The organism is Sphingomonas olei (genome assembly GCF_045369765.1).
GTDB classification, from domain to species: Bacteria; Pseudomonadota; Alphaproteobacteria; order Sphingomonadales; family Sphingomonadaceae; genus Sphingomonas; species Sphingomonas panaciterrae.
This window is the reverse complement of sequence record NZ_JBIQEU010000001.1, coordinates 227222-249519: the sequence shown is the minus strand read 5'-3', so window position 1 is coordinate 249519 and position 22298 is coordinate 227222. Positions and strand designations below refer to the sequence as shown.

The following is a 22298-nucleotide window of genomic DNA, read 5'->3' as shown; positions in this document are numbered from 1 at the left end:
CAGGGTCAATGGACGGGCGTAGGGCGCTGATCGCTGGGGCAGGTCTGATCGCGTCGATCGTCTCGGCGCCGGCCGGCGCGCAGCAAGCGGCCGGGACCGCCCCCGCGCCTGCGCTTCCTGCGGAACAGCCGATCGATCCCGCCGCGCCGCTCGCCGACATGCCCGATATCGGCGTGGCCTGGCCGGAACTGCCGCCGCAGACCCCCGCCGCGCAACAGGCGACCGCCGCACAAACCGGCGAGACACGCTATGCGTGGCGCATCGACGGGCTCGACGACATGGCCTCGCCGCTCCTGCGCGAACGCTTCGCCGCTTTGTCGGTGCTCGACCAGAACGATGGTGAGGCCGCCAACGCCGCGCAGCTTGATCGCCGCGCGCGCGAGGATTCGACGCTGCTCGTCACGCTGCTGCGCGCGCAGGGCTATTATGATGCGGAGGTCGAACCGCGCATCGACACCGTCGATGGCCGCCCGCTGGTCATCCTCACCGCGACGCCGGGGCCGATCTACCGGCTGAAGGAGGTGACGATCGATGGCGTCGCGGCGGCGGGGGACAAGGCAACCGCGCTGCGCGATGCCTTTGGGGTCAAGCCTGACGACCCCGTCGACGCCGATCGCATCACCACCGGAGAGGCGAAGCTGCGCGTCGAGGCGGGGGAACAAGGCTTCCCCTTCGCGAAGGTGGGCGAACCCGAGGTGACGATCGATCGCGAGGCGCGCACCGCCACGCTCGACATCAGCGTCGATCCCGGCACCGCGCGCGTCTTCGGGCAGATCCGCGCCAATCCGAACAATCGCGTGTTCGATGCCGAACATGCGCAGGAAATCGCCCGTTTCGAACCCGGCAAGCCTTATTATGCCCCTGCGTTGGACGATCTGCGCCGCGCATTGGTGCAGACCGGGCTCGTTTCGGTGGCCGAGGTCACCCCGGTACCCGGCACGACGCCCGACACGGTCGACATCGACGTCCGCCTCGAACCCGCTCCCCCGCGCACCATTGCGGGCGAAATCGGCTATGGCACGGGCGAAGGCGCCCGCGTCGAGGCGAGCTGGACTCACCGCAACCTGTTCCCGCCCGAAGGTGCGCTGACGCTCCGTTCGGTGCTCGGCACGCGCGAGCAGCTCGGCGCAGTCACCTTCCGCCGCAACAATTTCAAGGGCCGCGACCGCGTGCTGACGGCGCAGATCAGCGCCGCGCACACCAATCGCGAAGCCTATGAGGCGAACACCTTCTCGCTCTCCGGCAGCCTCGAACGCCAGACCAACATCTTCTTCCAGAAGACGTGGACCTGGTCGCTCGGCGCCGAGCTGGTCGCCTCGGACGAACGCGACGTGATCGTCTCGACCGGCGAGCCGCGCCGCCGCACCTTCTTCATCGCCGCCGCACCGACCAGCCTCGTCTATGACGGGTCGGACGACCTCCTGAACCCGACGCGGGGCTTCCGCCTCGGCGGCCGCTTCAGCCCGGAGGTATCGCTCCAGGGTTCTGCCTTCGGCTACGCCCGCACGCAGGTCGATGCCAGCGCCTATAAATCCGTCAGCGACGGCGTGGTGCTCGCCGGGCGCATCCGCCTCGGCACGATCGTCGGTGCGCCGCGCGATGCGATCGCGCCATCCCGCCGCTTCTACGCCGGCGGCGGCGCGTCGGTGCGCGGCTATGGCTATCAGCTGATCGGCCCGCGTGATCCCAACAATGATCCGATCGGCGGGCGCAGCCTCGCCGAATTCGCCATCGAAGGGCGGATCAAGGCGTTCGGCGACTTCGGCATCGTGCCCTTCTTCGACGGCGGCAACATCTACACCTCCGCGCTGCCCGACTTCTCCGGGCTGCGCTATGGGGCCGGGGTGGGCGTGCGCTATTACAGCAACTTCGGCCCGATCCGCGTCGACGTCGGCACCCCGCTCAATCCGCAGCCGGGCGATTCGCGCGTCGCGGTGTACGTCTCGCTCGGGCAGGCATTCTGATGCGGCTGTGGCGCTGGGTCCCCGGCGGGATCGTCGCACTCGCCACGATCATCCTCGCCAGCCTGTGGATCGTCGATACCGATGTCGGCCATCGCTGGGTCGCGCAGCGCATCAACGCCGCTCGCCCCGCCAACGGCCTGCGCATCACCGTCGGCCGGATCGACGGCTCGCTCTTCGGCGCCGCCGTGCTGCGCGACGTGAAGGTCCACGATCCCGAGGGGCTGGTATTCGCTGCGCCGCGCGCCAACCTCGACTGGCGCCCCTTTGCCTGGCTCTCCAACCGGCTGGAGATCCGCTCGCTCGATATTCCGGTTGCCATGCTGGCGAAACTGCCCCGGCCGCGCCCGACTAGCCGGCACGGGCCGATCCTGCCCGATTTCGACATCGTAATCGGCCGGCTGTCGCTCGATCGGCTCGTCGTCGCGCCCAAGGTGACCGGGGCATTGCGCTACGGCCGCATTGCCGGCCGCGCCGATATCCGCAACGGCAATGCCCTCGTCGCACTCGACGCACTGGTCGAGGGGAGCGATCAGCTCCGCCTGCGCATCGACGCTGCGCCTGATCGCAACCGCTTCGATATCGACGTGCGCGCCCGCGGCACCGCCAACGGCGTGCTGGCGCGGCTTTCCGGCATCCGCCGGCCGCTGTCGCTCGACATCGCCGGCGACGGCCGCTGGGCCAATTGGCAGGGCCGCGCCGTGGCCCGCGCCGGCGACGCGCAGATCGTCGATCTCGCGCTTGGCAACCGCGCCGGCGCCTACACCCTCGGCGGCACGCTGGCACCCAGCAGCATCGCCCGCGGCAAGCTTCAGCGCCTCTCCGCGCCGCGTGTGCGCGTCGAGGGCGCCGCCACCTTCGTCAATCGCCGGCTCGATGGCCGCCTGTCGGCCCGCTCGTCCGCGCTCGCGGTCGAGGCGACCGGCATTGCCGATCTGGGCGAAAGCGCGTGGCGCAACCTGCGCATCCGCGCGCGGCTGCTGCGGCCCGCGGCGCTGTTCCCCAACATGAGCGGCCGCGACGTGGAGCTTCGCGCCGTGCTCGACGGGCGCTTCGCCACCGCCAGCTTCGACTATCGCGTCAGCGCGCCGCGCCTCGCCTTCGACAATACCGGGTTCGAACAGGCGCGACTGGCTGGGAAGGGGCGGCTGTCCGCCTCACCGATCGCGCTCCCGGTCCGCTTCACCGCCGCGCGCGTGACCGGCGTCGGCGATGTCGCCGGCGGAATCCTGCGCAATTTGTCGGTCGACGGCATCCTGCGCGTGACATCCACGACGCTCACCGGCGATGACCTGCGCCTGCGCTCCGACAAGCTGTCCGGCCGGATCAGCCTGCTCGTCGATCTGCGGACCGGCGTGTATCAGGTCGGCCTGAACGGCGCGCTGGGCCGCTATCTGATCCCGGGGCTCGGGGTCGTCGATGTCACCTCGCGGCTGCGCGTGGTGCCGGGGCCCGGCGGGCGCGGCACGCGCGTGATCGGCGATGGCACGGCGCAGATGGTCCGCCTCGACAATGGCTTCTTCCGCAGCCTCGCCGGCGGACTGCCGCGCATCGTTACGGGCTTGGAACGCACGCCCGACGGGATCCTTCATTTCCGCAATCTGGTACTCACCGGCCCGTCGATCCGGTTGGTCGGCAACGGCTACCGCCGGCGCGACGGTACCTTCGTCTTCGCCGGCGCTGGCCAGCAGGCGCAATATGGCCCCGTCACGGTGAAGCTCGACGGCCGCATCGAACGCCCGACGCTCGACCTTCAGTTCCGCCGGCCCAATGACGCCTTGGGCCTGCAGGATGTGGGGCTTCATCTCGATCCCACCGCTCAAGGGTTCACCTTCACCGCCGCCGGTCAGTCACGTCTCGGGCCGTTCGATGGCGCCGGCGACATCCTGTTGCCCCGCGGCGCGGACGCGCAGATCGCGGTCCAGCGCCTCGATGTCAGCGGCACGCGCGCGACCGGCATGGTCACCATCGTCGATGACGGGTTCGACGGTCGGCTCGCGGTCAGCGGCGGCGGGATCGATGGGGAGGTCGTGCTCCGCCCGGTCAACGCGGTGCAGCGGATCGAGACCCGGCTCGCGCTGCGCAACGCCCAACTCGTCGGCGGCGCGACGCTGCGTCAGGGGCGCGTCGATCTCGCCATCATGCTCGACCCTGCCGGCACCACGCTGGAGGGGACGTTCAACGGCTCTGGGCTGCGTCGTGGCCCGCTCAGCCTCGCCCGCTTCGCCGCCAATGCGCAACTGCGCGACGGCGTGGGGCAGGTGCGGCTCGCCATCGCCGGCTCGCGCGGGCGATCGTTCGACCTGCAGAGCGTCGTGGACGTGACCCCCGACAGCTACCGGATCGTGGCGCAGGGCACCGTTGATCGCCGCCCGCTGCGCCTCGATGCGCCCGCGGTGGTGACCCGCGATGGCGATGGCTGGCGGCTGGCGCCGGCGACGATCGCCTTCGCCGGCGGCACCGCGACCGTCGGCGGCCGCTTCACCACCGACAGCAACATGATCGAAGCCAGCCTGTCGCAGATGCCGCTCGCCGTGCTCGACATCGTGTCGCCCGGCCTTGGCCTCGGCGGCACCGCCTCGGGCAAGATCAGCTATGCCAGCACCACCGGCAGCGCGCCGACCGGCCGGATCGAGATGAACGTGCGCGGCCTCACCCGCTCGGGGTTGCTGGTCTCCTCCAATCCGATCGACATGGCGGTGGCCGGCGTCCTCACCGCCGATCGCGCCGGTATCCGCGCGGTGGTCGGCAGCGGCGGGCGGACGATCGGCCGCGGCCAAGCGCTGCTGCGCCTCGCACCCGGCGACATCACCACCCGCTTCGCCAATGCCGGCGTGTTCGGCCAGCTCCGCTACGAAGGTCCGGCGGACACCCTGTGGCGGCTGACCCGGGTCGAGCTGTTCGACCTGTCCGGCCCGGTCGCGATCGCCGCCGACGTCAGCGGCACGCTCCTCGATCCGGCGATCCGGGGCTCCGTCCAGGCAAAGGGCGCGCGGATCGAAAGCGCCACCACCGGCACGGTCCTGACCGACGTGCAGGCCGGCGGCCGATTTGCCGGCTCATTGCTGTCGATCGACCAGTTCACCGCCAATGCCGGGCGCGAGGGCAAGGTCACCGGCACCGGCCGGTTCGATTTCGCCGCGCGCGGCGGCATCGGCCTCGATCTGACGCTCAACGCCAATCGCGCGGTGATGATCAACCGCGACGACATCGGCGCCACCGTCACCGGTCCCTTGCGCTTCCAGTCGAGCGGCCGTGGCGGCACCATCTCGGGCGCGGTGAAGCTCGATCGCAGCCGCTACCGCCTGGGCCAGGCGACCGCCGCCAGCGCCGTCCCGCGCCTCAAGATCCGGGAGATCAACGAACCGGGCGGCGGCAGCGACGTCACCACCCCGCCCGCCCCGTGGCAGCTCGATATCCGCGCGCGCGCCAGCGACCAGCTGCTCGTCACAGGTCTAGGCCTCACCAGCGAATGGTCCGCCGACCTCGCGATCGGCGGCGCGCCGGACAATCCGGCGATCACTGGCCGGGCCGATCTCGTCCGCGGCGATTACGAATTCGCCGGGCGTGAATTTGAGCTGTCGCGCGGCGTGATCCGCTTCGCCGGCGAAGTGCCCGCCAATCCTGCCCTCGATATCGAGGCGGATGCCAACACGACCGGGCTCAACGCCTCGATCCGCGTGACCGGCGTCGCGTTGAAGCCCGAAATCACCTTCAGCAGCACGCCGGCGCTGCCGCAGGACGAACTGCTTTCGCGGCTGTTGTTCGGCACGTCGATCACCAATCTGTCGGCGCCCGAGGCGCTTCAGCTCGCCGCCGCGGTCGCTGCGCTGCGCGATGGCGACGGCGGGCTCAATCCGATCAACGCGGTGCGCCGCGCGGCGGGGCTGGACCGGTTGCGCATCCTTCCCGCCGATCCGCAAACGGGGCAGAGCACGTCGATCGCCGCCGGCAAATATGTGACGCGCCGGCTCTATGCGGAGATCGTCACCGACGGTCAGGGCTATTCCGCCACCCGCGTCGAATATCAGGTCACCCGCTGGCTCTCCTTGCTGTCGAGCATTTCCACCCTCGGCCGGCAAAGCGCGAACGTGCGTATCTCGCGCGATTATTGATCCGCCAGCGCCTGTTTATCCGGCAGTTCCAGGCTGCGGCGCGTCGTTGCGTCGACCCTTCTCCTGTGCAAGCGTCGCCGAAACAATGATTTACGCGAACGGGGGCGCGATGATCGGCCGGGCAGCACTTCTTTTCGGCATCCTCTCGCTATGCGGCGCCTGTGCCGAACAGGGGGAGGGGCCGGTGCTCTCCTTCGGCGACCGCTACGTCGCAGCCGAGGCGCTGACGGCTGACTATCGCCTCGGCACCGGGGACAAGGTGAAGGTCAGCGTTTACAATGAACCCGGGCTCAGCGGCGAATATTGGATCAACCCCGACGGCACATTGTCGCTCCCGCTGATCGGCAGCGTCCCGGCGCGGGACAAACCGGTGGCCGAAGTCGCGGCGGAGGCGCGGGCGCGGCTCGCCGATGGCTATCTGCGCGAACCGATCGTCGCGATGGAGGTGGTCGCCTTTCGCCCCTTCTACATCATGGGGGAGGTCGCGGCGCCCGGCCAATATCCTTACGCCAGCGGCATGACCGCGATGAATGCCGTCGCGCTCGCCCGCGGGTTCACGCCGCGCGCCAATCGCGCCGTGGTCCGCATCCGGGGGGAGGGGACTGCAGCAGAGGTGAATTATCGCCTGACCCCCGAATTGATCGTGCGCCCCGGCGACACGCTCCGCATCGGTGAACGCTTCTTCTGACGACCGGCGAAAAGGTATTGCGTTGCGCAGGCGTTAACCACACTATCTGCTTGGTTTCGGGGGGGATCATGCATTGTGGATGGGGCGGCTGGGGCGCGCGTTGCTCGCGCTTGCCACGGCATTCGCGGCGCAGGGCGCGCGGGCGCAGGACGGGCTCATCGTGTCCGCGGCGATCCCGCAGGGGGTCGATCGCGGCCGCAACCTCAGCGTCGCCCAGCGCCTTCGTCCCGCCTACACCCCCAGCGGTGCGCGGATCGGCGGGCTGATGATCTTTCCCCGCCTGCGCACGGCCGCAGGGGGCACGTCCAACAGCTATTTGACGGCCAGCGATGGGCGCCCATCCGCCTTCGTCTCGCTGGCGCCCGCCGTTGAGGTCGCCTCGCTCTGGTCGCGCCACGCGCTGCGGCTGCAGGTCGAGGCGCTCGACCGCCGCTACCTCAATGAACCGCGCCGCAACGAACGCACATGGACGCTGGCCTCAGAGGGCGAGCTGGAGCTTGGCGCAACCCTGCGCGCCACCCCGCGTCTCGCAGCGTCGCAACAGGTCGAAGGGCCGCTATCGGGGGAGGTCGATGCGGCGCAGGCCGCCGTGTCGCGCTTCCGCCGCGATCTTGCGTCCGTCAGGGTGCAACATGTCAGCGGCCGCATACGCACCTTCGTCATCGCCGACGCCGCCACCTTCCGCTTCGCGCCCGTTCGCCGTGCCGACGGCACCCGCCTCGACCAAAGCGGCCGTGATCGCGACGTGATCCGCGTCACCGGCCAGTTCGAATATGCCCGCTCGCCCGCCCTGTCGCTGTTCGTCCAGGCGGGGCACACCACCACCCGCTTCACCGCCCCCGGCCGCGCCCCGCTCGGGTCCGACATGATCCGCCTCGCCGCCGGCCTCAATGTCGATCTGGCGCAGCGCGCGCGCGGCACCATCGCCATCGGCCATGTCGACTGCCGCTACATCGGTGGCGAACGTCGCGGCGGGGTGGTCGCGGAAGGCGCGCTGGAGCTGTTCCCGACGCAGCGTCTGACGCTCAACGCAAAGGCGCGCCGCAGCCTGGAGGACGCGACCTACGGCAATCGCCTGCCCCGGCCGTTCTGGGACGATCGCCTGTCCGCCGGTGCCGACTACGAACTGCTCGCCAACCTCATCCTGACCGCTACCGTAGACGCGGCCCGCCAGACGGGGATTGCCGCCACCAACCGCCGCACGATCCGCCGCGTCGGCGCGGGCGCCCGCTACCTCGTCTCGCGCCGGATCACCCTGGACGCCGCGATCGGCCATGTCGTGCGCGACGGCGCCGCCACCGCGGTGCGCGACACACGGGGCCAGACGGGCCTCACCTTTCACCTTTGAGACATCGGACATGCGCATGACGGCTGGCCCCAGGGCAGAAGACGACGATCCACCGCTGGCCGACACCCTGGGCTATGCGCGAGATCTGCTCAGCCGGCGCTGGCCGATGCTGGCGGCGGTGACGATCCTCGTCGCGATCATCGGCGCCTTGCTGATCAGCAGCGTCCCGCCAAGCTACACCGCGACCGCGCGCATCCGCCTCGATCCCTCGCGCAATCCGCTGGCCGGCAACGCGCAGGCGCAGCGCAGCGAACTCACTCCCGAAGCGATCGAGACGGAGGTCAGTGCGATACGCTCGCTGGAGTTGGCGACCGGCATCGCGCGATCGTTCGGCCTCTTCGCCGATCCCGACTTCACCGCCACGCTCGATCCCGCCGCCGTCCGTTCGCTGGCGGTGCCGGCGGCGGTGCTGTCGCATCTGTCGGTCGATCGCGCCGCGCTCGCCTTCGTGCTCGACGTGCGCTTCACCACCGCCGATCCGGTCAAGGCGGCGACGCTCGCGAACGCCTTTGCCGACGGCTATATCGAGCGGCGGACTCAGGGAAAGCTCGGCCATGCGGCGCGGCAGAGCGCCTGGTTCCAGCAGCGGCTGGAGGAACTGGGGCGCGAGGCGAGCGCCGCCGAGACCCGCGCCGCCGAATTCCGCGCGGCGACCGGCATCATCGAAGGCGGATCGGGCGCTGGCCTCGGCACGATCACCGATCAGCAGGTCGCGCCGCTCGCCAGCAACCTGGCCAGCGCGGAATCGGACGCGGCCGCCGCCCGCTCGAACCTCGCCGCCGCGCGCATCCAGGTGGCGCATGGCGGGCTCGATGCGGTGTCCGAAGTGCTGGGCTCGGCCGTCATTGCCGACCTGCGCCGCCAGCGCGCCGAGACGCTGCGCAGCCGCGGAGAGGTCGACGCCCGCTATGGCGAGCGGCATCCGGAGAGCATCCGCGTGCGCGACCAACTCGCCGCGCTCGACAGCCAGCTGGAGGCCGAATCACGCCGCGTCATCGGCGCCTTGCAGGCGAGCGCCGCGGCAACCGATGCCCGCGCCGCCAGCCTGCGCGGGGCACTCGATCGCCTCGAGCAGGAGCGGGCGCGCAGCACGCGAGACTCCGTGACCGCCGCCGCGCTGGAGCGGGAGGCCGCTGCCAAGCGTGCGCTCTACGATCGCATGTCGCAGCTCTCGCTCGACAGCATGCAGAACGCACGATTGTCGATGGCGCAGGCGGAGGTCATCGAACGCGCCGAGCCGCCGCTGCAGCCGGCCGCGCCCGATCGGCCGATCCTCTATGCGCTGGCGCTGTTCGGCGGCGTCATCGCCGGGTCGGTGACGATCCTCGCGCTCGACATGGTCGGTGGCGGCTTCGCCTCGGTCGAGCAGATACAGCGGCGGCTGGGCCTGCCGGTGCTCGCGACCGTCCCGGCCGTAGCGCGCGGGCTCAACCCGCTCGACCTGATGCTGGAACGCCCGACGGTGATGTTCGCCGAAAGCTTCCGCGTGGCGCTGGCCGCGCTTGGCCGCGGGGGAGAGGGCACTCGCCGCGACGCCACGCCACAGGTCATCGCCATCGCTTCGTCGCTGCCGGCGGAGGGCAAGTCGACCTCGGCGATCGCGCTTGCCCGCACCCTCGCGCTGACCGGCACGCGCACCCTGCTGGTCGATTGCGACACCCGGCGCGCCAGTGTTCGCCAGATGGTGCGCGCCCGCGCGCCCGGCGCCGGGCTGCTCGAGGTGCTGCGCGACAAGGCCGCGCTCGACGACGCGATCCAGCCTGGCGATGTCGCGGGGCTCGATCACCTCCTCGTCGCGCGCCCCTCGGCGGCCGGCGGTGAGCTGCTGCGCAACGGCCGGATGGAGGAGCTGCTCGCCACCTTGCGAGCCCGCTACGACCATGCCGTGCTCGATCTTCCCCCGCTGGTCGGGCTGGCCGACGGCCGCCTCCTCGCGGCGATGGCCGACGCGACGGTGCTGGTCATCAAGTGGAACAGCACGCCCGTCCCGGCGGCGGTATCGGCGGTCGAATGGCTGCGGCACGACGGCGGCCACCCGGTCGGCGTCCTCTTCACCCAGGTGGACCCCGCCACCCGCGCCGCCGGCGGCATGCACCGCTACGCCAAACGCTACGCCAGCTACTACCCGGCCGATTAGGCGGGCTCGCCGCAGCAGGCGGCGTGCCAGGCAGATCGCCACCGCCCCCATCGGGAAAACATACGGCTTCTAAAGACCGGCCTGTTGAGAATGGCATGACGGTCCGCGCCGGGCGGGCAGGCAAAATCACCGCTTGACGTAAAGTCTACCTAGGTAGACTTGTTGCCTATGTCCCGAACACGCGCACTCTCGCCTCACGCCCGAATGGTCCTCGCCGTCCTGCTCGATGCCGACGGCCAGTGGTCCCACGGCTATGAGTTAGCGCGGCGTGCCGATGTAAAATCCGGGACGCTCTATCCGCTCCTGATCCGTCTGGAGGCGCAAGGCTATCTGGAGGCGGAATGGCAGCACCCGGCGGAAGGAGGGCGGCCGCCGCGGCACGCCTACCGTCTGACGGCGAGCGGCGTGCAACTCGCCCGCGCCAATCCCCCCGCTAGTAAGGCGACACCCACCACACGACCTCAAGAGGCGACCATATGAGCGCCGGCCTCCGCCGCGGTCTGGCTGATCTCGCCTGCCGTGCCTTGCAAGCGACGCTGCCTCCCTCGCTACATTCGTGGGGGTGGGCAATCCGGTGCGAGACGGCCGGCATCCCGGACGACACAGAGGCGCTTCTGTTCGCGCTTCACAGCGTGTGCGGGCTCCTGCCCCGCGCGGTCGCATCGCACCTGCTTAAGCCGTTTGCGGCGCTGAGCGGTGAAGGCACGTCGTTCTCTGAACGATCGACCGCCATGACGATCATCGACGCCATGATGCTTCGCCCTCGCGCCCTCGGTATCGCCTGCGCGGTCGGGGCGGTCATTCTCGGCCTTGCCTATTTGGTGATCGCCGGTGCGCCGACGCGCTACCTTGGGGTCAACGTCGGCGCGTTGGCGATCGGCCTGGCGACGCTGGCGCTGCTCGGCCGCACTCTCCCGCCGGGCCGCCAATGGATGGGCGGCGCGACGATCGCGATGGCGGTCGCGCTGCTGGCGACGGCTTTCATCGGCAATGAGGTCGAAGGCATATCGCGCTGGGTACGGCTTGGCGGCTTCGCACTCCAGCCGAGCCTGATCCTCCTGCCGGTGATGATTGTCGCCTTCTCACGAAGCCGAAGCGGTGTGACGACCGCGGGCGTCATCGCCGCCATTGCCGCGATCGCGCTGCAACCCGACCGGGCGATGGCGGGGATGCTTGTCCTTGGCCTCGCGACGCTCGCGATGATCCGCCGTGACCGACATTCCACCGTGGTACTGATCGCGAGCATCGCCGGCTTCGCGGTGACGCTCGCTCGTGCCGATCCCTTGCCGGCGGTGCCGCATGTCGAACAAGTTCTCTACTCGTCCTTCAACGTTCATGTCGCTGCCGGCCTGGCCGTGCTGGGAGGCTTGGTGCTTCTCCTTGTCCCGGCGATCGTCGGTTGGCGGCGCGATTCCGGCAACCGTGCGACCTACGCCGCTTTCGGCGCGGTCTGGTTTGCCGCGATCCTGGCGGCAGCCGTCGGCAACTATCCGACGCCGATCGTCGGCTATGGCGGCAGCGCGATCATCGGCTACGCGTTGAGCCTGCTGGCATTGCCGAAGCGGGCAGGGGTTGGTGCCAGCGTGGTTTCCCGCGCTCGGGGTGAGACGGACGGCACGCTGTCCGACCGCCACCTGTTCGTTGGACTGGCCTGATCGCATGTCGGCCTCCACCGAAACCAGCAAGCTCCGCCGTGCGGCCCGGCTGATGATGACGCGCCGCTATCTATACTGGCTCATTGCCGCGATCATCGCCGCCCTGATCTACTACGCATGGGGACAGGTCACGCGAACGCGGGGCGCTCAAAAGGTATCGTTCCGCCCGGCGGAGGAAGCGTGCGACACATCGGGCTCGCTTCGGTACTGCGTCTATCGCGATCGGCGGGGGACCAACGGCGATGTCGTCTACCATATGCACGGTCGAAACCTCGACGAACGCATCTGGAACGACGACACCTACATGACGGCTCTGGTCCAGGCGGAATGGCAGCGCCGCCCCGAGCTGCCGCCGACCGTCGTCACCGTCTCCTATGGCTCGACCTGGCTGCTGACCCCGAAGGGAAAGAAGCCCGACAGCGGCCTGCTCGATGATCTGATGGCCCGTCTGCCCGCGATCGAGGCGAAGATCGGGCGTCCGCGTCGGCGCCTCCTGGTGGGAGAGTCGATGGGCGGCCTCAACGTCCTGATCGCCGGCCTGTCCTATCCGTCGCGGTTCGCCAAGGTCGCGGCCCTGTGCCCCGGTGTCTATTCGATCTCGCCGTTCGCATCGCTGTCCACGATACGCGCGACGATGCAGCGCACGGGGGCGAACCCCAAGATCGTCTTCGGCGTGTGGATGATGGCGCGCAGATATGCGGCAAACGATGCCGAGTGGCAGCGCGTATCGCCGCTCGCCCTGATCAAGCGGGCGGGGCCAGCCTATCCGGCGCTCTATGTCTCCAACGGCCTGTATGACGCATACGGCAACTTCGAGGGCTCCCAGCAGCTTGTCGAAATGGCGCGCCGCCGCGGCGTCACGACACAGTGGCACCCGCTCTATGGCGGGCATTGCGCGACGGACGTGGCATCGCTGGCAGCCTTCCTCTCGTCCTGACGGGCTTCCAGGTTGACAGGTTGAACGGGATGGCCCGGGCAACATCCGTCATCCTGCCGCGCCTGATGCGCTGGCTTTCCCGAGTCCCGTTCTCAATTCCGCTTGCCCGAAACGGTCCATCGGACATGGAGAAAGGGGACGGCATGCCTCGGCTTCTGGATTGCGGCGTCGACCTTACTCTGGTCGCTGATCGCGCTGGCCGCGGCGACGCTCTGACCGCCAGCGACCAGCGCCCGCCATCACCTCAGGCGAGGAGGCCCATCGCCTTCTGCGCGTCCGCCAGCACCGGCGCCGCCAGATCGCGCGCCTTCTCCGCCCCGCGCGCCAGGATAGCGTCGATCGCCCCGCGATCGTTCAGCAGGCGCAGCATCTCGTCACGGATCGGGCCCAGCTTCGCCACCGCCAAGTCGGCCAGCGCCGGCTTGAACTGGCCGAAACCCTGCCCCGCAAATTCCGCCACCACATCCTCGGGCGTACGATCCGCCAGCGCGGCGAAGATCGTCACCAGGTTGCGCGCCTCGGGCCGCTCGGCCAGCGCCTCCCAGCTGTCGGGCAGCGCGTCGGGATCGGTCTTCGCCTTGCGGAACTTGTCGGCGATCTCGCTATCGCTATCGATCAGCTTCACCACCGACTGCGCCGACGGGTTGGATTTGGACATTTTGGCCGACGCATCGCGCAGGCTCATGATCCGCGGCGCGGCCTTGCTGATCAGCGGCTCGGGCAGGGTGAACAGCTCGGTCTGGTAATCCTGGTTGAACTTCGTCGCGATGTCGCGCGCCAGCTCCAGATGCTGCTTCTGGTCCTCGCCCACCGGCACGTGGGTGGCGTTATAGAGCAGCACGTCCGCCGCCATCAGTACCGGATAATCATACAGGCCGACGCTCGCGCCCTCGCGGTTCTTGCCCGCCTTGTCCTTGAACTGCGTCATGCGGTTCAGCCAGCCGACCCTCGCGACATTGTTGAGCAGCCAGGCCAGCTCGCTGTGCGCCGGCACGCGCGTCTGGTTGAACAGCGTCGATCGCTCGGGATCGATCCCGGCGGCGACCAGCGTCGCGGTCATCTCGATCGTGTTGGCGGTCAGCTCGGCCGGCGCGATCCATTCGGTCAGGCCATGAAGGTCGGCGATGAAATACATCGTCTCGCCCCCGGCGGCCTGGATCTCGTCCTGCATCGCCACCCACTGCTTCACCGCGCCCAGGTAATTGCCGAGGTGAAGATTGCCGGTGGGCTTGATGCCGGAAACGACGCGCATTGTGGGGGGATCCTATCGACGAACAAGCCTTCTGACGTCGGCCATCCGAAAGGCGCCGAACAGGAAGGTGGCGGCGAAATAGACCAGCGCACCCGCGCTGACCAGCACCAGCATCGCGCCCCAGCGGTGCAGGCTCGGCCCGGTGGTATAGGGGCGGAACAGGTCGTTGGCGAACCACATGACCACGCCCATCAGCAGCGCCGCCAGCACCAGCCGCCACGCCCGCCGCTTGAGCTGCGCGTCGGCGACGAAATGCCCCTTCGCCACCAGCGCACGCCACAACAGGACGACATTGACGGTGGAGGCAAGCGCCGTCGCCAGCGGCGGCCCCATATGCCCCAGCGGGTAGATGAAGGCGAGGTTGAGCACCAGGTTCACCACCATCGACGCCGTGGCATAGCGCACCGGCGTGCGCGTATCCTGCCGCGCATAGAAACCGGGGGTCAGCACTTTGACCAAGATGTACGCCGGCAGCCCGACCGAGAAGGCGGCGAGCGACTGCGCCGTCGCCACCGTGTCCGCCGGGGTGAAGGCGCCATGCTGGAACAACGCGGCGACGATCGGCTGGCCGCACACGATCAGCGCGGCGGTCGCCGGCAATGTCAGGAACAGCGCCAGCTCCATGCCCCGGTTCTGCGTCTCCATCGCCGCTGCGTCCTCGCCCCGGCCAAGCTGCGCGGAGATCGTCGGGAGAAGGACGGTGCCAAGGCCGATCCCGATCAGGCCCAGCGGCAGCTGGTTCAGGCGGTCGGCATAATAAATGTAGCTGACGGAGCCCGCGGACAGCAGGCTCGCCGCCAGCGCGGTGGAAATGACCAGGTTGATCTGAACCGCGCCCGCGCCCGCCGCGGTCGGCCAGATCAGCGACATCAGCCGCTTCACGTCCGGCGTCAGCGTCGGCCGCTTCAGCTTCAGCACCACGCCCGCCTTGCGGCACGCCCAGATCAGCCAGATCAGCTGCAACGCGCCAGATACCGTCACCGCGATCGCCTGGTTGCGCGCGGTCACCAGATTGTCCTGATGATGGAAGAACAGCAGCGCCGCGATCAGCGTCAGGTTGAGGAGGATCGGCGCCGCCGCCGCGACCCAGAAACGGTGCAGCGAATTGAGGATCCCGCCCAGCAGCGAGACCAGGCTGATCAGCATCAGATAGGGAAAGGTCAGCCGCGACAGTTCGACGGCATAGGCGAATTCCGCCCGCGTCGCATCGTTGAACCCGCCTGACAGCAGCCAGGTCACCGGCCAGGCGGCCAGCTCCATGATGATCGTGAAGACGATCAGCACGGGCACCAGGATCGACAGCGTATCGCTGGCAAAGCCGATCCCGTCGTTCAGCCCGCGGCCGTCCTTGTCGGCGACCTTGCGGTTGAACATCGGGATGAAGGCGGCGGAAAAGGCGCCTTCCGCGAACAATGCCCGAAACATGTTGGGCAGGCGGAACGCGATCAGGAAGGCGTCGGAGGCGAACCCTGCGCCGACGAAGCGCGCGAACAGCGAATCGCGCAGCAGTCCGAGGATTCGACTGGCCAGGGTCAGCCCGCCAACGGAGCCGAGCGCACGCGTCAGGTTCATCGTGTCAGGTTCCGCTCGCCGGATGGCCGTGGCGCCCGCTTGGTGATGCGCGTGGTCGCCCGCTGGATGGCCCGCCTGGTCATTGCCGACCGGTGGCGGGCGCGCCGGTCAGAAGGCCGTCCGCGGGTCGGCACGTCACAGCGCCAGCCCGCGGATCATGGCCCCAATCAGGCTCAGGCCTGGCCGAAATTGCCCGAGGCGATCTGCGCGTCGCGCTGCTCGGCCTGCTGCATGTACAGCGAGTTGAAATCGATCGGCTCCAGCAGCAGCGGCGGGAAGCCGCCGTCGCGGATCGTGTCGGCCACGACGCGGCGCGCGAACGGGAACAGCAGGCGCGGTGCCTCGCCCAGCAGGAACGGCTGCAGCGCGTCCATCGGCACGTTGCGCACGCCGAACAGGCCGGCATAGGCCAGCTCGACAAGGAAGGTGACACGGCCCTGCGTCTCGGCGCGAACCTCGATCTTCAGCGTCACTTCGTGCGCGTCATCGGCCACCTGATTGGCGGCGATGTCGAACTGGACGTTGATTTCCGGGCCCTGTGCGTCCTGGAAGACGGCCGGTGCGTTCGGGTTCTCGAACGACAGGTCCTTCACATATTGCGACAGCAGGCCGACGGCGGGGGCATTGTCCGCGCCGTTGGGCAGCGCGCCGTCCTGGCCGGGTTGGTTGCCGATTCCGGCGCCGTTGTCCTGCTCGTCCATGTCAATCTTCCTTGAGGATGATGGGGGCGCGGGGTGCCGCGCACATGCGGCCGGCGCCTAGCAGGGGGCAAAGGCGGATTCAACGCCGGCACCCATTTGAAACGTGGCGCGTTGCGCCCTATGTTGGAACCTTAGCGTATCGGAGGTCGGGTGTTCTACATAGTCCTTCTTGCGATGGTTGCGGCATTCCTTGCGCTCCGGCTCTATTCGGTGCTGGGCAAGCGTACGGGACATGAGCAGCCATTGCCCAAGCCGGCGGAGGACCGCGTCGTGGCCAGTGCATTGCCGCGCGCCGTGGAAACGACCGCCGAACCGCGTGAGCCGGTGGTGAAGCCGTTTGAGGGTAATGCCGAGCCTGGCATTCGCGCGATCATCGCCGCCGAACAGGGCTTTGACGTCAATCGCTTCGTCGATGGCGCGCAGGCGGCGTACCGCATGATCCTGGAGGCCTTCTGGAAGGGTGACGAGGATACGCTCCGCGATCTCGTCTCGCCCGATGTCGGCCGCGCGTTCAGCGATGCGATCGCGGCACGTCAGGCGGCGGGCCAGGTGCTCGACAATCGCCTGGTGTCGATCGACAAGGCGACGATCACGGGTGCCTCGCTGCAGGGCAAGGAAGCACGAATCACCGTTCGCTTCGATGCGCTGATCGCCGCGGTGACGCGCGATGCGGAGGGCAATGTGATCGCCGGGTCGACCAGCGACGCGCTCGAAACCCACGACGTCTGGACCTTCGCCCGCACGCTGCGCAGCAGCGATCCCAACTGGAAGCTGTCGGACACCGACGAAGCGTGATGCATCTTCGGGGGGGGATTACGCTGGCCGCGGCGCTGGCGCTGTCGGCCTGTGTCGGCGGCGTCGTGCCGCCAACGCCGGGTTCAGCGCCGCCGCGCGGCACGTCCCAGCAACAGCCGCCGCGCACCAGCGGCCCGGTACGCCAGCCCACGCCCGCGACGCCGATGGCGCCGCTGCCGGCCACGACCAATGCCGGTGCCACCACTGCCGTCGCTGCTGGCCTTGCGGCGGGGCCTTCGGTTGCCAGCCTGCCGATCACCCGCGACGCTGCGGCGCGCGCGCTGGCCGCCTTCCGCATCAGCTGCCCCTCGCTGGTCCGCCGTACCGACCCCACCGGGTTGACGCGCGGCGCCGACTGGAAGCCCGCCTGTGAGGCCGCGGCGCGTGGCGGCGACCCGCGCGATTTCTTCACCCGCTGGTTCGAAACCGTTCAGGTCGGCGACGGCAAGGCATTCGCCACCGGCTATTACATCCCTGAAATCGCCGGCTCGCGCACGCACCGCCCGGGCTATGCGCCGATCTACGGCCGCCCCAGCGATCTCGTCGATGTCGATCTCGGCCAGTTTTCCGAGGCGCTGAAGGGCAAGAAGATCCGCGGCCGCGTCGAAGGCACCAATTTCGTGCCTTATTACGATCGCACCATGATCGAGGAAGGCGCGCTTTCCGGCAAGGCGCGGATCCTCGGCTATGCCGTCGATCCGGTGGAGCTGTTCTTCCTTCAGGTGCAGGGCTCGGGCCTCGTCCGCATGCCCGACGGCCAGGTGCTGCGGATCGGCTATGAAACGCAGAACGGCCGCGATTATACCGGCATCGGCAAGCTGATGCTCGACCGCGGGCTGATCGGCCGTGGCGAGGCGAGCATGCAGGGCATCGTCGCCTGGCTGCACGCCAATCCCGCGCAGGGGCGGGAGATCATGCGTGAGAACAAGAGCTACGTCTTCTTCCGCGAACTCGACGGGCCACCGCTCGGCGCGATGGGCCTGCCGGTCTCCGATCAGGCGACCGTCGCCGCCGACGTGCGCTTCGTGCCGCTTGGCGCGCCGGTGTTCCTTTCGATGGACCGCACCGACGCGACTGGCCTCTGGGTGGCGCAGGATACCGGCGGCGCGATCAAGGGCACCAACCGCTTCGACACCTTCTGGGGCGCTGGGGCGGAGGCCCGCGCGATCGCCGGCGGGATGAGCGCTCGCGGCACCGCATTCCTGCTGGTGCCGGTGGGCACGCTGGCCCGGCTCGGTGTCGCGCGCCCTTGATCCTGACGAGGCCGCGCTCTGGGCGCGGGTGATGGCCACCGTCCGTCCGCTGCGCGCGGCGGCGGTGACGATCGTGCCGCGCCCGGTGCCGGGGCCGGCACCGGTTGATCGCAGGCCAAAAGTCTCCGCAAACAGGCCGATTACCCCCGTGAAGACCCCGCCGCCCGTACGTCCGGGGCCGGGCGTGACCCTGGATGGCGGCTGGGACAAGCGTCTGTCGCGCGGTCTCGTCAGCCCCGACGCGACCATCGACCTCCACGGCCACACCCTCCATTCCGCCTATGACATGCTCGACGGCGCACTCGCCCGCTCGATCGCCCACGGCGACCGGGTGGTGCTTCTGGTGACCGGAAAACCGCCCCGCCCCGAGAGCGAGCGCCCCCACGCCCGCGGTGCGATCCGCGCCGCGATCGGCGACTGGCTGGCCGGCTCCCGCCACGCTTCCGCCATCGCCGCGGTCCGCAACGCGCACCCCCGTCACGGCGGGCAGGGCGCGCTCTACATCGTCCTGCGCCGCCCTCGCGCCTGACGGCGGCGGCTAGAGAAAACTGTACGGGTCGACATCCACCGCCACCCGCACCTTGGTGGGCCAGTCCAGCGCCCCCAGCCAGTCGCGAATCACGTCCTGCACGTCCAGCGTGCGCTTGGCATGCACCAGCAGGCGGAACCGGTGCCGTCCGCGCAGCATGGCGAGCGGGGCAGGGGCTGGGCCATAGACATGCATCCCCTCCACCTTCGGCGCGCTCCGCCCGATCAGCCGCGCCGTCTCCTGCGCCGCGGCGGAATCCTCGCTCGACACGATGATCGCTGCATAGCGCCCGAACGGCGGCGCCCCGGCATCCTGCCGCGCCTCCACCTCCGCGGCGTAAAAGGCATCCGCATCCCCGGTGATCAGCGCCTGCATCACCTGCGCCCCGGGCGAATGGGTCTGGATGAACACGCGGCCCGGCTTCTCGCCACGCCCGGCCCGCCCCGAGACCTGCCGGATCTGCTGGAACGTCCGCTCCGCCGCCCGCAGATCGCCACCCTCCAGCCCCAGATCGGCGTCGATCACGCCGACCAGCGTCAGGTTGGGGAAGTGATAGCCCTTGGTCACCAATTGCGTGCCGACCACGATGTCGATCGCGCCCTCCTCCATCCGCGCGACGAACTCGGCGGCCTTGGCCGGTGACCAGATCGTGTCGGACGTGACGATCGCGACTCGTGCTTCCGGAAACAGCGCCATCGCCTCATCAGCGATCCGTTCCACCCCGGGCCCACACGCAACCAGGCTGTCCTCTTCGCCACATTCCGGGCAGGCGCGCGGTATCGGTTCGACATGGCCGCAATGGTGGCACGCCAGCCGCCGCGTCAGGCGATGCTCGACCATCCAGGCGGTACAATTCGGGCATTGGAAGCGATGCCCGCAATGCCGGCAGAGCGTCAGCGGCGCATAACCGCGGCGATTGAGGAACAGCAGCGACTGCTCGCCCCGTTCGAGCGTTTCCTCGATCGCCTTTACCAGCGGCGGCGCGATCCAGCGGCCACGATCCGGCTTGTGCTCCAGCAGGTCGATCGCCTCGATCGCCGGCATGGTCGCCGCACCGAACCGTCCCGGCAACTTCACCTCGGCATAATTGCCCAGCGTCACTTGCTGCCGTGTCTCGATCGCTGGCGTGGCAGACGCAAGAATCACCGGGCAGTCTTCGAACTTGCCCCGCATGACCGCGACGTCGCGCGCGTGATAATGAACGCCGTCTTCCTGTTTGAAGCTCGTCTCATGGGCTTCGTCGACGACGATCAGCCCCAGATCGGCATAGGGCAGGAACAAGGCGGATCGCGCGCCCACCGTCACGCGCGCCTCTCCACTCGCGATCGCGCGCCATGCACGGCGCCGCTGCGTCGACCGAAGCCCCGAGTGCCACGGCACGGGTTCGCAGCCGAACCGGTCGTTGAACCGCCGAAGAAACGGTTCGGTCAGCGCAATCTCCGGCAGCAGCACAAGCACCTGCCGCCCCTGTCGCAGCGCCTCTGCCACCGCCTCGAAATAGACCTCGGTCTTGCCCGACCCGGTAACGCCGTCGAGCAACGTCGGGCGAAACGTTTTTTCAACGACGTCACGCACCAGCGAATCGGCGGCGGCCCGCTGAAGGTCTGACAGTTCCGGCGGTGCAAAATCGGGATCGGGGACCGGAAAGGGGCTGTCGATATCGACTTCGACGCTTTCGATCGCGCCCAGCTTCACCAGTCCGCGTATCACGCCGTCGGACACATCGGCGATCGTGGCGAGCTCGCGAATCAATCCTTGCCGCTCGCCGATTCGCTCCAATGCCTGCTCGCGCTGCGGCGTCATCCGCTCCGGCAGGCGCCCCGTCGCGCGATATTCCGTCGCCAGCCGCGATCCTTCCAGCGCAGAGGTGGAGGACAGCGCCATGCGCAGCACCGACGCTGGCGGCGCGAGATAATAATCCGCCGTCCACTCGATCAGGCGTCGCAGCGCCGGGCGCAGTGGCGGCGCATCGGCAACCGCCAGCAAGTTGCGCAGGCGATTGTCACCCACCTCCGCATCCGACGGCATCCGCTCCGGCTCCCAGACCACGCCCACCAACTGGCGCGGGCCGAGTGGGGCGACGACGATCGATCCTGGCTCGACCGACATGCCATGCGGCACCCGGTAATCGAGCGGACCCAGAGCGGCATTGAGGAGAAGGACACGGGCACGGGACATCGGCCTGCGCATATGGGGCGCAGGCGACTCGGAGGAAAGCAGGTGATACGGTTTCGCGGTGGAAGACCTGCCCGCCAGCTTCGCCGAGCATTTGATTCGTGACCGACGCCGCTCGATCCACACGGTCCGGGCGTATCGCGCCACGGCACAGCGCCTGGTGGACTTCCTGCAGGATCATCTCGGCATGCCGGTCGGTCGCGCGGAACTCGCCGGCCTGACGCCCGCGGAACTTCGCGCTTTCCTCGCGCGGCGCCGGGGCGAGGGGCTCTCCAACGCTTCGGCGGCGCGCGAATTGTCGGCTGCGCGGGCTTTCCTGGAATGGGGCACCGGCGCAAGCGGCGTCCCGATGCTCAAGGGCCCTCGAGTACGCAAGGGCGTGCCGCGCGCCGTCGCGCCGCATGAGGCAGTCGCGCTTGCGGAAGAAGTGGCGGAGGGCGCGGCAGAGCCATGGATTGGCCAGCGCGACTGGGCCTTGCTGCTCCTGCTCTACGGGGCGGGGCTGCGAATCGGGGAGGCGCTGGGGCTCACGGGCGCCGTCCTGCCGCTGGGAGAGACGATCCGCGTCACCGGGAAACGCGACAAGCAACGCATCGTGCCGTTGATCCCTCCGGTCCGCAGCGCGCTCGACTCCTATCTGGCCGCCGTCCCTTGGCCGATCGACCGTGAATCACCCTTGTTCCGAGGGCAACGGGGCGGGCCGCTGTCGGCAGGCGTGGTGCGTGCAAAGGTAAGGGCGGCGCGCGGCGCGCTGGGCTTGCCCAACCGAACGACGCCGCATGCGCTGCGCCATTCCTTCGCGACCCATTTGCTGGGCCGGGGCGCGGATCTGCGCGCGCTACAGGAATTGCTTGGTCACGCCAGCCTGAGTTCGACTCAGATCTATACCGCGGTCGATGCGGCGCACCTCCTCGACGTCTACCGGCACGCTCATCCGCGCGGCTGAGGGCACGCCCGGGAGCGATCCCTGCGGCGTTGCAGGGCGCGTCTTCTTTTCATGTCGTCTGGCGGAGCGCCGTTCTTCTGCCCGAGGGCGGCTGATGCACCGGCCGAACCAGGCCGGTCACCTGCACAAGACAGGAAAAAGCCCCCATCGCTGACGATGAGGGCTCCCTGTTCCATTAGCGCAAGACGCTAATCTTAACATGTGTTGGTCCGCAAATGCGAACCAGTCCGGCTG

16 protein-coding genes are annotated in these 22298 nt (G+C 69.0%); 12 read left to right on the top strand and 4 right to left on the bottom strand.

Annotated features, from left to right (window positions below):
- Positions 1-8: 8 nt before the first annotated feature.
- The 8 genes from ACH0BU_RS01240 to ACH0BU_RS01205 all read left to right on the top strand — a co-directional run bounded on the left by ACH0BU_RS01240 (position 9) and on the right by ACH0BU_RS01205 (position 12841).
- A complete protein-coding gene (locus ACH0BU_RS01240) occupies positions 9-1964 on the top strand; it encodes an autotransporter assembly complex protein TamA (protein WP_500263566.1) in 1956 nt (651 codons plus the stop codon).
- Positions 1964-6076 (top strand): translocation/assembly module TamB domain-containing protein, encoded by a 4113-nt coding sequence (locus tag ACH0BU_RS01235; RefSeq protein ID WP_500263565.1) that lies wholly within the window; start codon positions 1964-1966, stop codon positions 6074-6076. The genes ACH0BU_RS01240 and ACH0BU_RS01235 overlap by 1 nt, the downstream gene beginning before the upstream one ends.
- 85 nt (positions 6077-6161) lie before the next feature.
- Positions 6162-6764 carry a polysaccharide biosynthesis/export family protein gene (locus ACH0BU_RS01230; protein ID WP_500263564.1) on the top strand — a complete coding sequence of 201 codons (603 nt, stop codon included), beginning with the start codon at positions 6162-6164 and terminating at the stop codon, positions 6762-6764.
- Positions 6765-6843: 79 nt separating this feature from the next.
- Positions 6844-8112: an outer membrane beta-barrel protein gene (locus ACH0BU_RS01225; RefSeq protein ID WP_500263563.1), complete on the top strand. Its 1269-nt coding sequence runs from the start codon at positions 6844-6846 to the stop codon at positions 8110-8112.
- Between the two features lie 16 nt (positions 8113-8128).
- The gene (locus ACH0BU_RS01220) at positions 8129-10249 is read left to right on the top strand and encodes a GumC family protein (protein WP_500263562.1); all 2121 of its coding nucleotides are present in this window, start codon (positions 8129-8131) and stop codon (positions 10247-10249) included.
- 204 nt (positions 10250-10453) lie between these two features.
- The gene (locus ACH0BU_RS01215; protein ID WP_500263561.1) at positions 10454-10729 is read left to right on the top strand and encodes a PadR family transcriptional regulator; all 276 of its coding nucleotides are present in this window, start codon (positions 10454-10456) and stop codon (positions 10727-10729) included.
- 251 nt (positions 10730-10980) lie between these two features.
- Positions 10981-11904 (top strand): hypothetical protein, encoded by a 924-nt coding sequence (locus tag ACH0BU_RS01210; protein ID WP_500263560.1) that lies wholly within the window; start codon positions 10981-10983, stop codon positions 11902-11904.
- Positions 11905-11908: 4 nt separating this feature from the next.
- A complete protein-coding gene (locus ACH0BU_RS01205; RefSeq protein ID WP_500263559.1) occupies positions 11909-12841 on the top strand; it encodes an alpha/beta hydrolase-fold protein in 933 nt (310 codons plus the stop codon).
- Positions 12842-13085: 244 nt separating this feature from the next.
- On the opposite strand, the gene trpS is transcribed toward ACH0BU_RS01205, so the two are convergent.
- The 3 genes from trpS to secB all read right to left on the bottom strand — a co-directional run bounded on the left by trpS (position 13086) and on the right by secB (position 16366).
- On the bottom strand, positions 13086-14093 hold the full coding sequence (gene trpS / locus ACH0BU_RS01200; protein WP_046409235.1) for a tryptophan--tRNA ligase: 1008 nt from the start codon (positions 14091-14093) through the stop codon (positions 13086-13088).
- A 12-nt stretch (positions 14094-14105) separates the two neighbouring features.
- Positions 14106-15665, bottom strand: a complete 1560-nt coding sequence (gene murJ, locus ACH0BU_RS01195; RefSeq protein WP_500263558.1) for a murein biosynthesis integral membrane protein MurJ — start codon at positions 15663-15665, stop codon at positions 14106-14108.
- A gap of 173 nt (positions 15666-15838) precedes the next feature.
- Entirely contained in the window at positions 15839-16366 is a 528-nt protein-coding gene (gene secB, locus ACH0BU_RS01190) for a protein-export chaperone SecB (protein ID WP_125944296.1), read from the bottom strand.
- A 150-nt stretch (positions 16367-16516) separates the two neighbouring features.
- Here secB and ACH0BU_RS01185 point away from each other — a divergent pair, with 150 nt between their 5' ends.
- From ACH0BU_RS01185 to ACH0BU_RS01175, 3 genes are read left to right on the top strand one after another with little or no spacing between them, the layout of a single operon-like run.
- Positions 16517-17161, top strand: a complete 645-nt coding sequence (locus ACH0BU_RS01185) for a Tim44/TimA family putative adaptor protein (RefSeq protein WP_500263557.1) — start codon at positions 16517-16519, stop codon at positions 17159-17161.
- The gene (gene mltA / locus ACH0BU_RS01180; RefSeq protein ID WP_301090767.1) at positions 17161-18414 is read left to right on the top strand and encodes a murein transglycosylase A; all 1254 of its coding nucleotides are present in this window, start codon (positions 17161-17163) and stop codon (positions 18412-18414) included. Before ACH0BU_RS01185 ends, mltA begins: the two co-directional genes overlap by 1 nt.
- A 31-nt stretch (positions 18415-18445) precedes the next feature.
- Entirely contained in the window at positions 18446-18943 is a 498-nt protein-coding gene (locus ACH0BU_RS01175) for a Smr/MutS family protein (protein WP_500263678.1), read from the top strand.
- Between the two features lie 9 nt (positions 18944-18952).
- Here the strand turns inward: ACH0BU_RS01175 and ACH0BU_RS01170 are convergent, their stop codons facing one another.
- Positions 18953-21121, bottom strand: coding sequence for a primosomal protein N' (locus tag ACH0BU_RS01170; protein WP_500263556.1), 2169 nt, complete (start codon positions 21119-21121; stop codon positions 18953-18955).
- Between the two features lie 58 nt (positions 21122-21179).
- On the opposite strand from ACH0BU_RS01170, the gene ACH0BU_RS01165 reads away from it, so the two are divergent.
- Positions 21180-22064, top strand: coding sequence for a tyrosine-type recombinase/integrase (locus ACH0BU_RS01165; protein WP_500263555.1), 885 nt, complete (start codon positions 21180-21182; stop codon positions 22062-22064).
- Positions 22065-22298: the final 234 nt, after the last annotated feature.

Coding starts and splice junctions, on each gene's coding strand:
- ACH0BU_RS01240 (WP_500263566.1), top strand. CDS start 9: ATGGACGGGCGTAGGGCGCTGATCGCTGGGGCAGGTCTGATCGCGTCG.
- ACH0BU_RS01235 (WP_500263565.1), top strand. CDS start 1,964: ATGCGGCTGTGGCGCTGGGTCCCCGGCGGGATCGTCGCACTCGCCACG.
- ACH0BU_RS01230 (WP_500263564.1), top strand. CDS start 6,162: ATGATTTACGCGAACGGGGGCGCGATGATCGGCCGGGCAGCACTTCTT.
- ACH0BU_RS01225 (WP_500263563.1), top strand. CDS start 6,844: ATGGGGCGGCTGGGGCGCGCGTTGCTCGCGCTTGCCACGGCATTCGCG.
- ACH0BU_RS01220 (WP_500263562.1), top strand. CDS start 8,129: ATGACGGCTGGCCCCAGGGCAGAAGACGACGATCCACCGCTGGCCGAC.
- ACH0BU_RS01215 (WP_500263561.1), top strand. CDS start 10,454: ATGGTCCTCGCCGTCCTGCTCGATGCCGACGGCCAGTGGTCCCACGGC.
- ACH0BU_RS01210 (WP_500263560.1), top strand. CDS start 10,981: ATGACGATCATCGACGCCATGATGCTTCGCCCTCGCGCCCTCGGTATC.
- ACH0BU_RS01205 (WP_500263559.1), top strand. CDS start 11,909: ATGTCGGCCTCCACCGAAACCAGCAAGCTCCGCCGTGCGGCCCGGCTG.
- trpS (WP_046409235.1), bottom strand. CDS start 14,093: ATGCGCGTCGTTTCCGGCATCAAGCCCACCGGCAATCTTCACCTCGGC.
- murJ (WP_500263558.1), bottom strand. CDS start 15,665: ATGAACCTGACGCGTGCGCTCGGCTCCGTTGGCGGGCTGACCCTGGCC.
- secB (WP_125944296.1), bottom strand. CDS start 16,366: ATGGACGAGCAGGACAACGGCGCCGGAATCGGCAACCAACCCGGCCAG.
- mltA (WP_301090767.1), top strand. CDS start 17,161: ATGCATCTTCGGGGGGGGATTACGCTGGCCGCGGCGCTGGCGCTGTCG.
- ACH0BU_RS01175 (WP_500263678.1), top strand. CDS start 18,446: ATGGCCACCGTCCGTCCGCTGCGCGCGGCGGCGGTGACGATCGTGCCG.
- ACH0BU_RS01170 (WP_500263556.1), bottom strand. CDS start 21,121: ATGTCCCGTGCCCGTGTCCTTCTCCTCAATGCCGCTCTGGGTCCGCTC.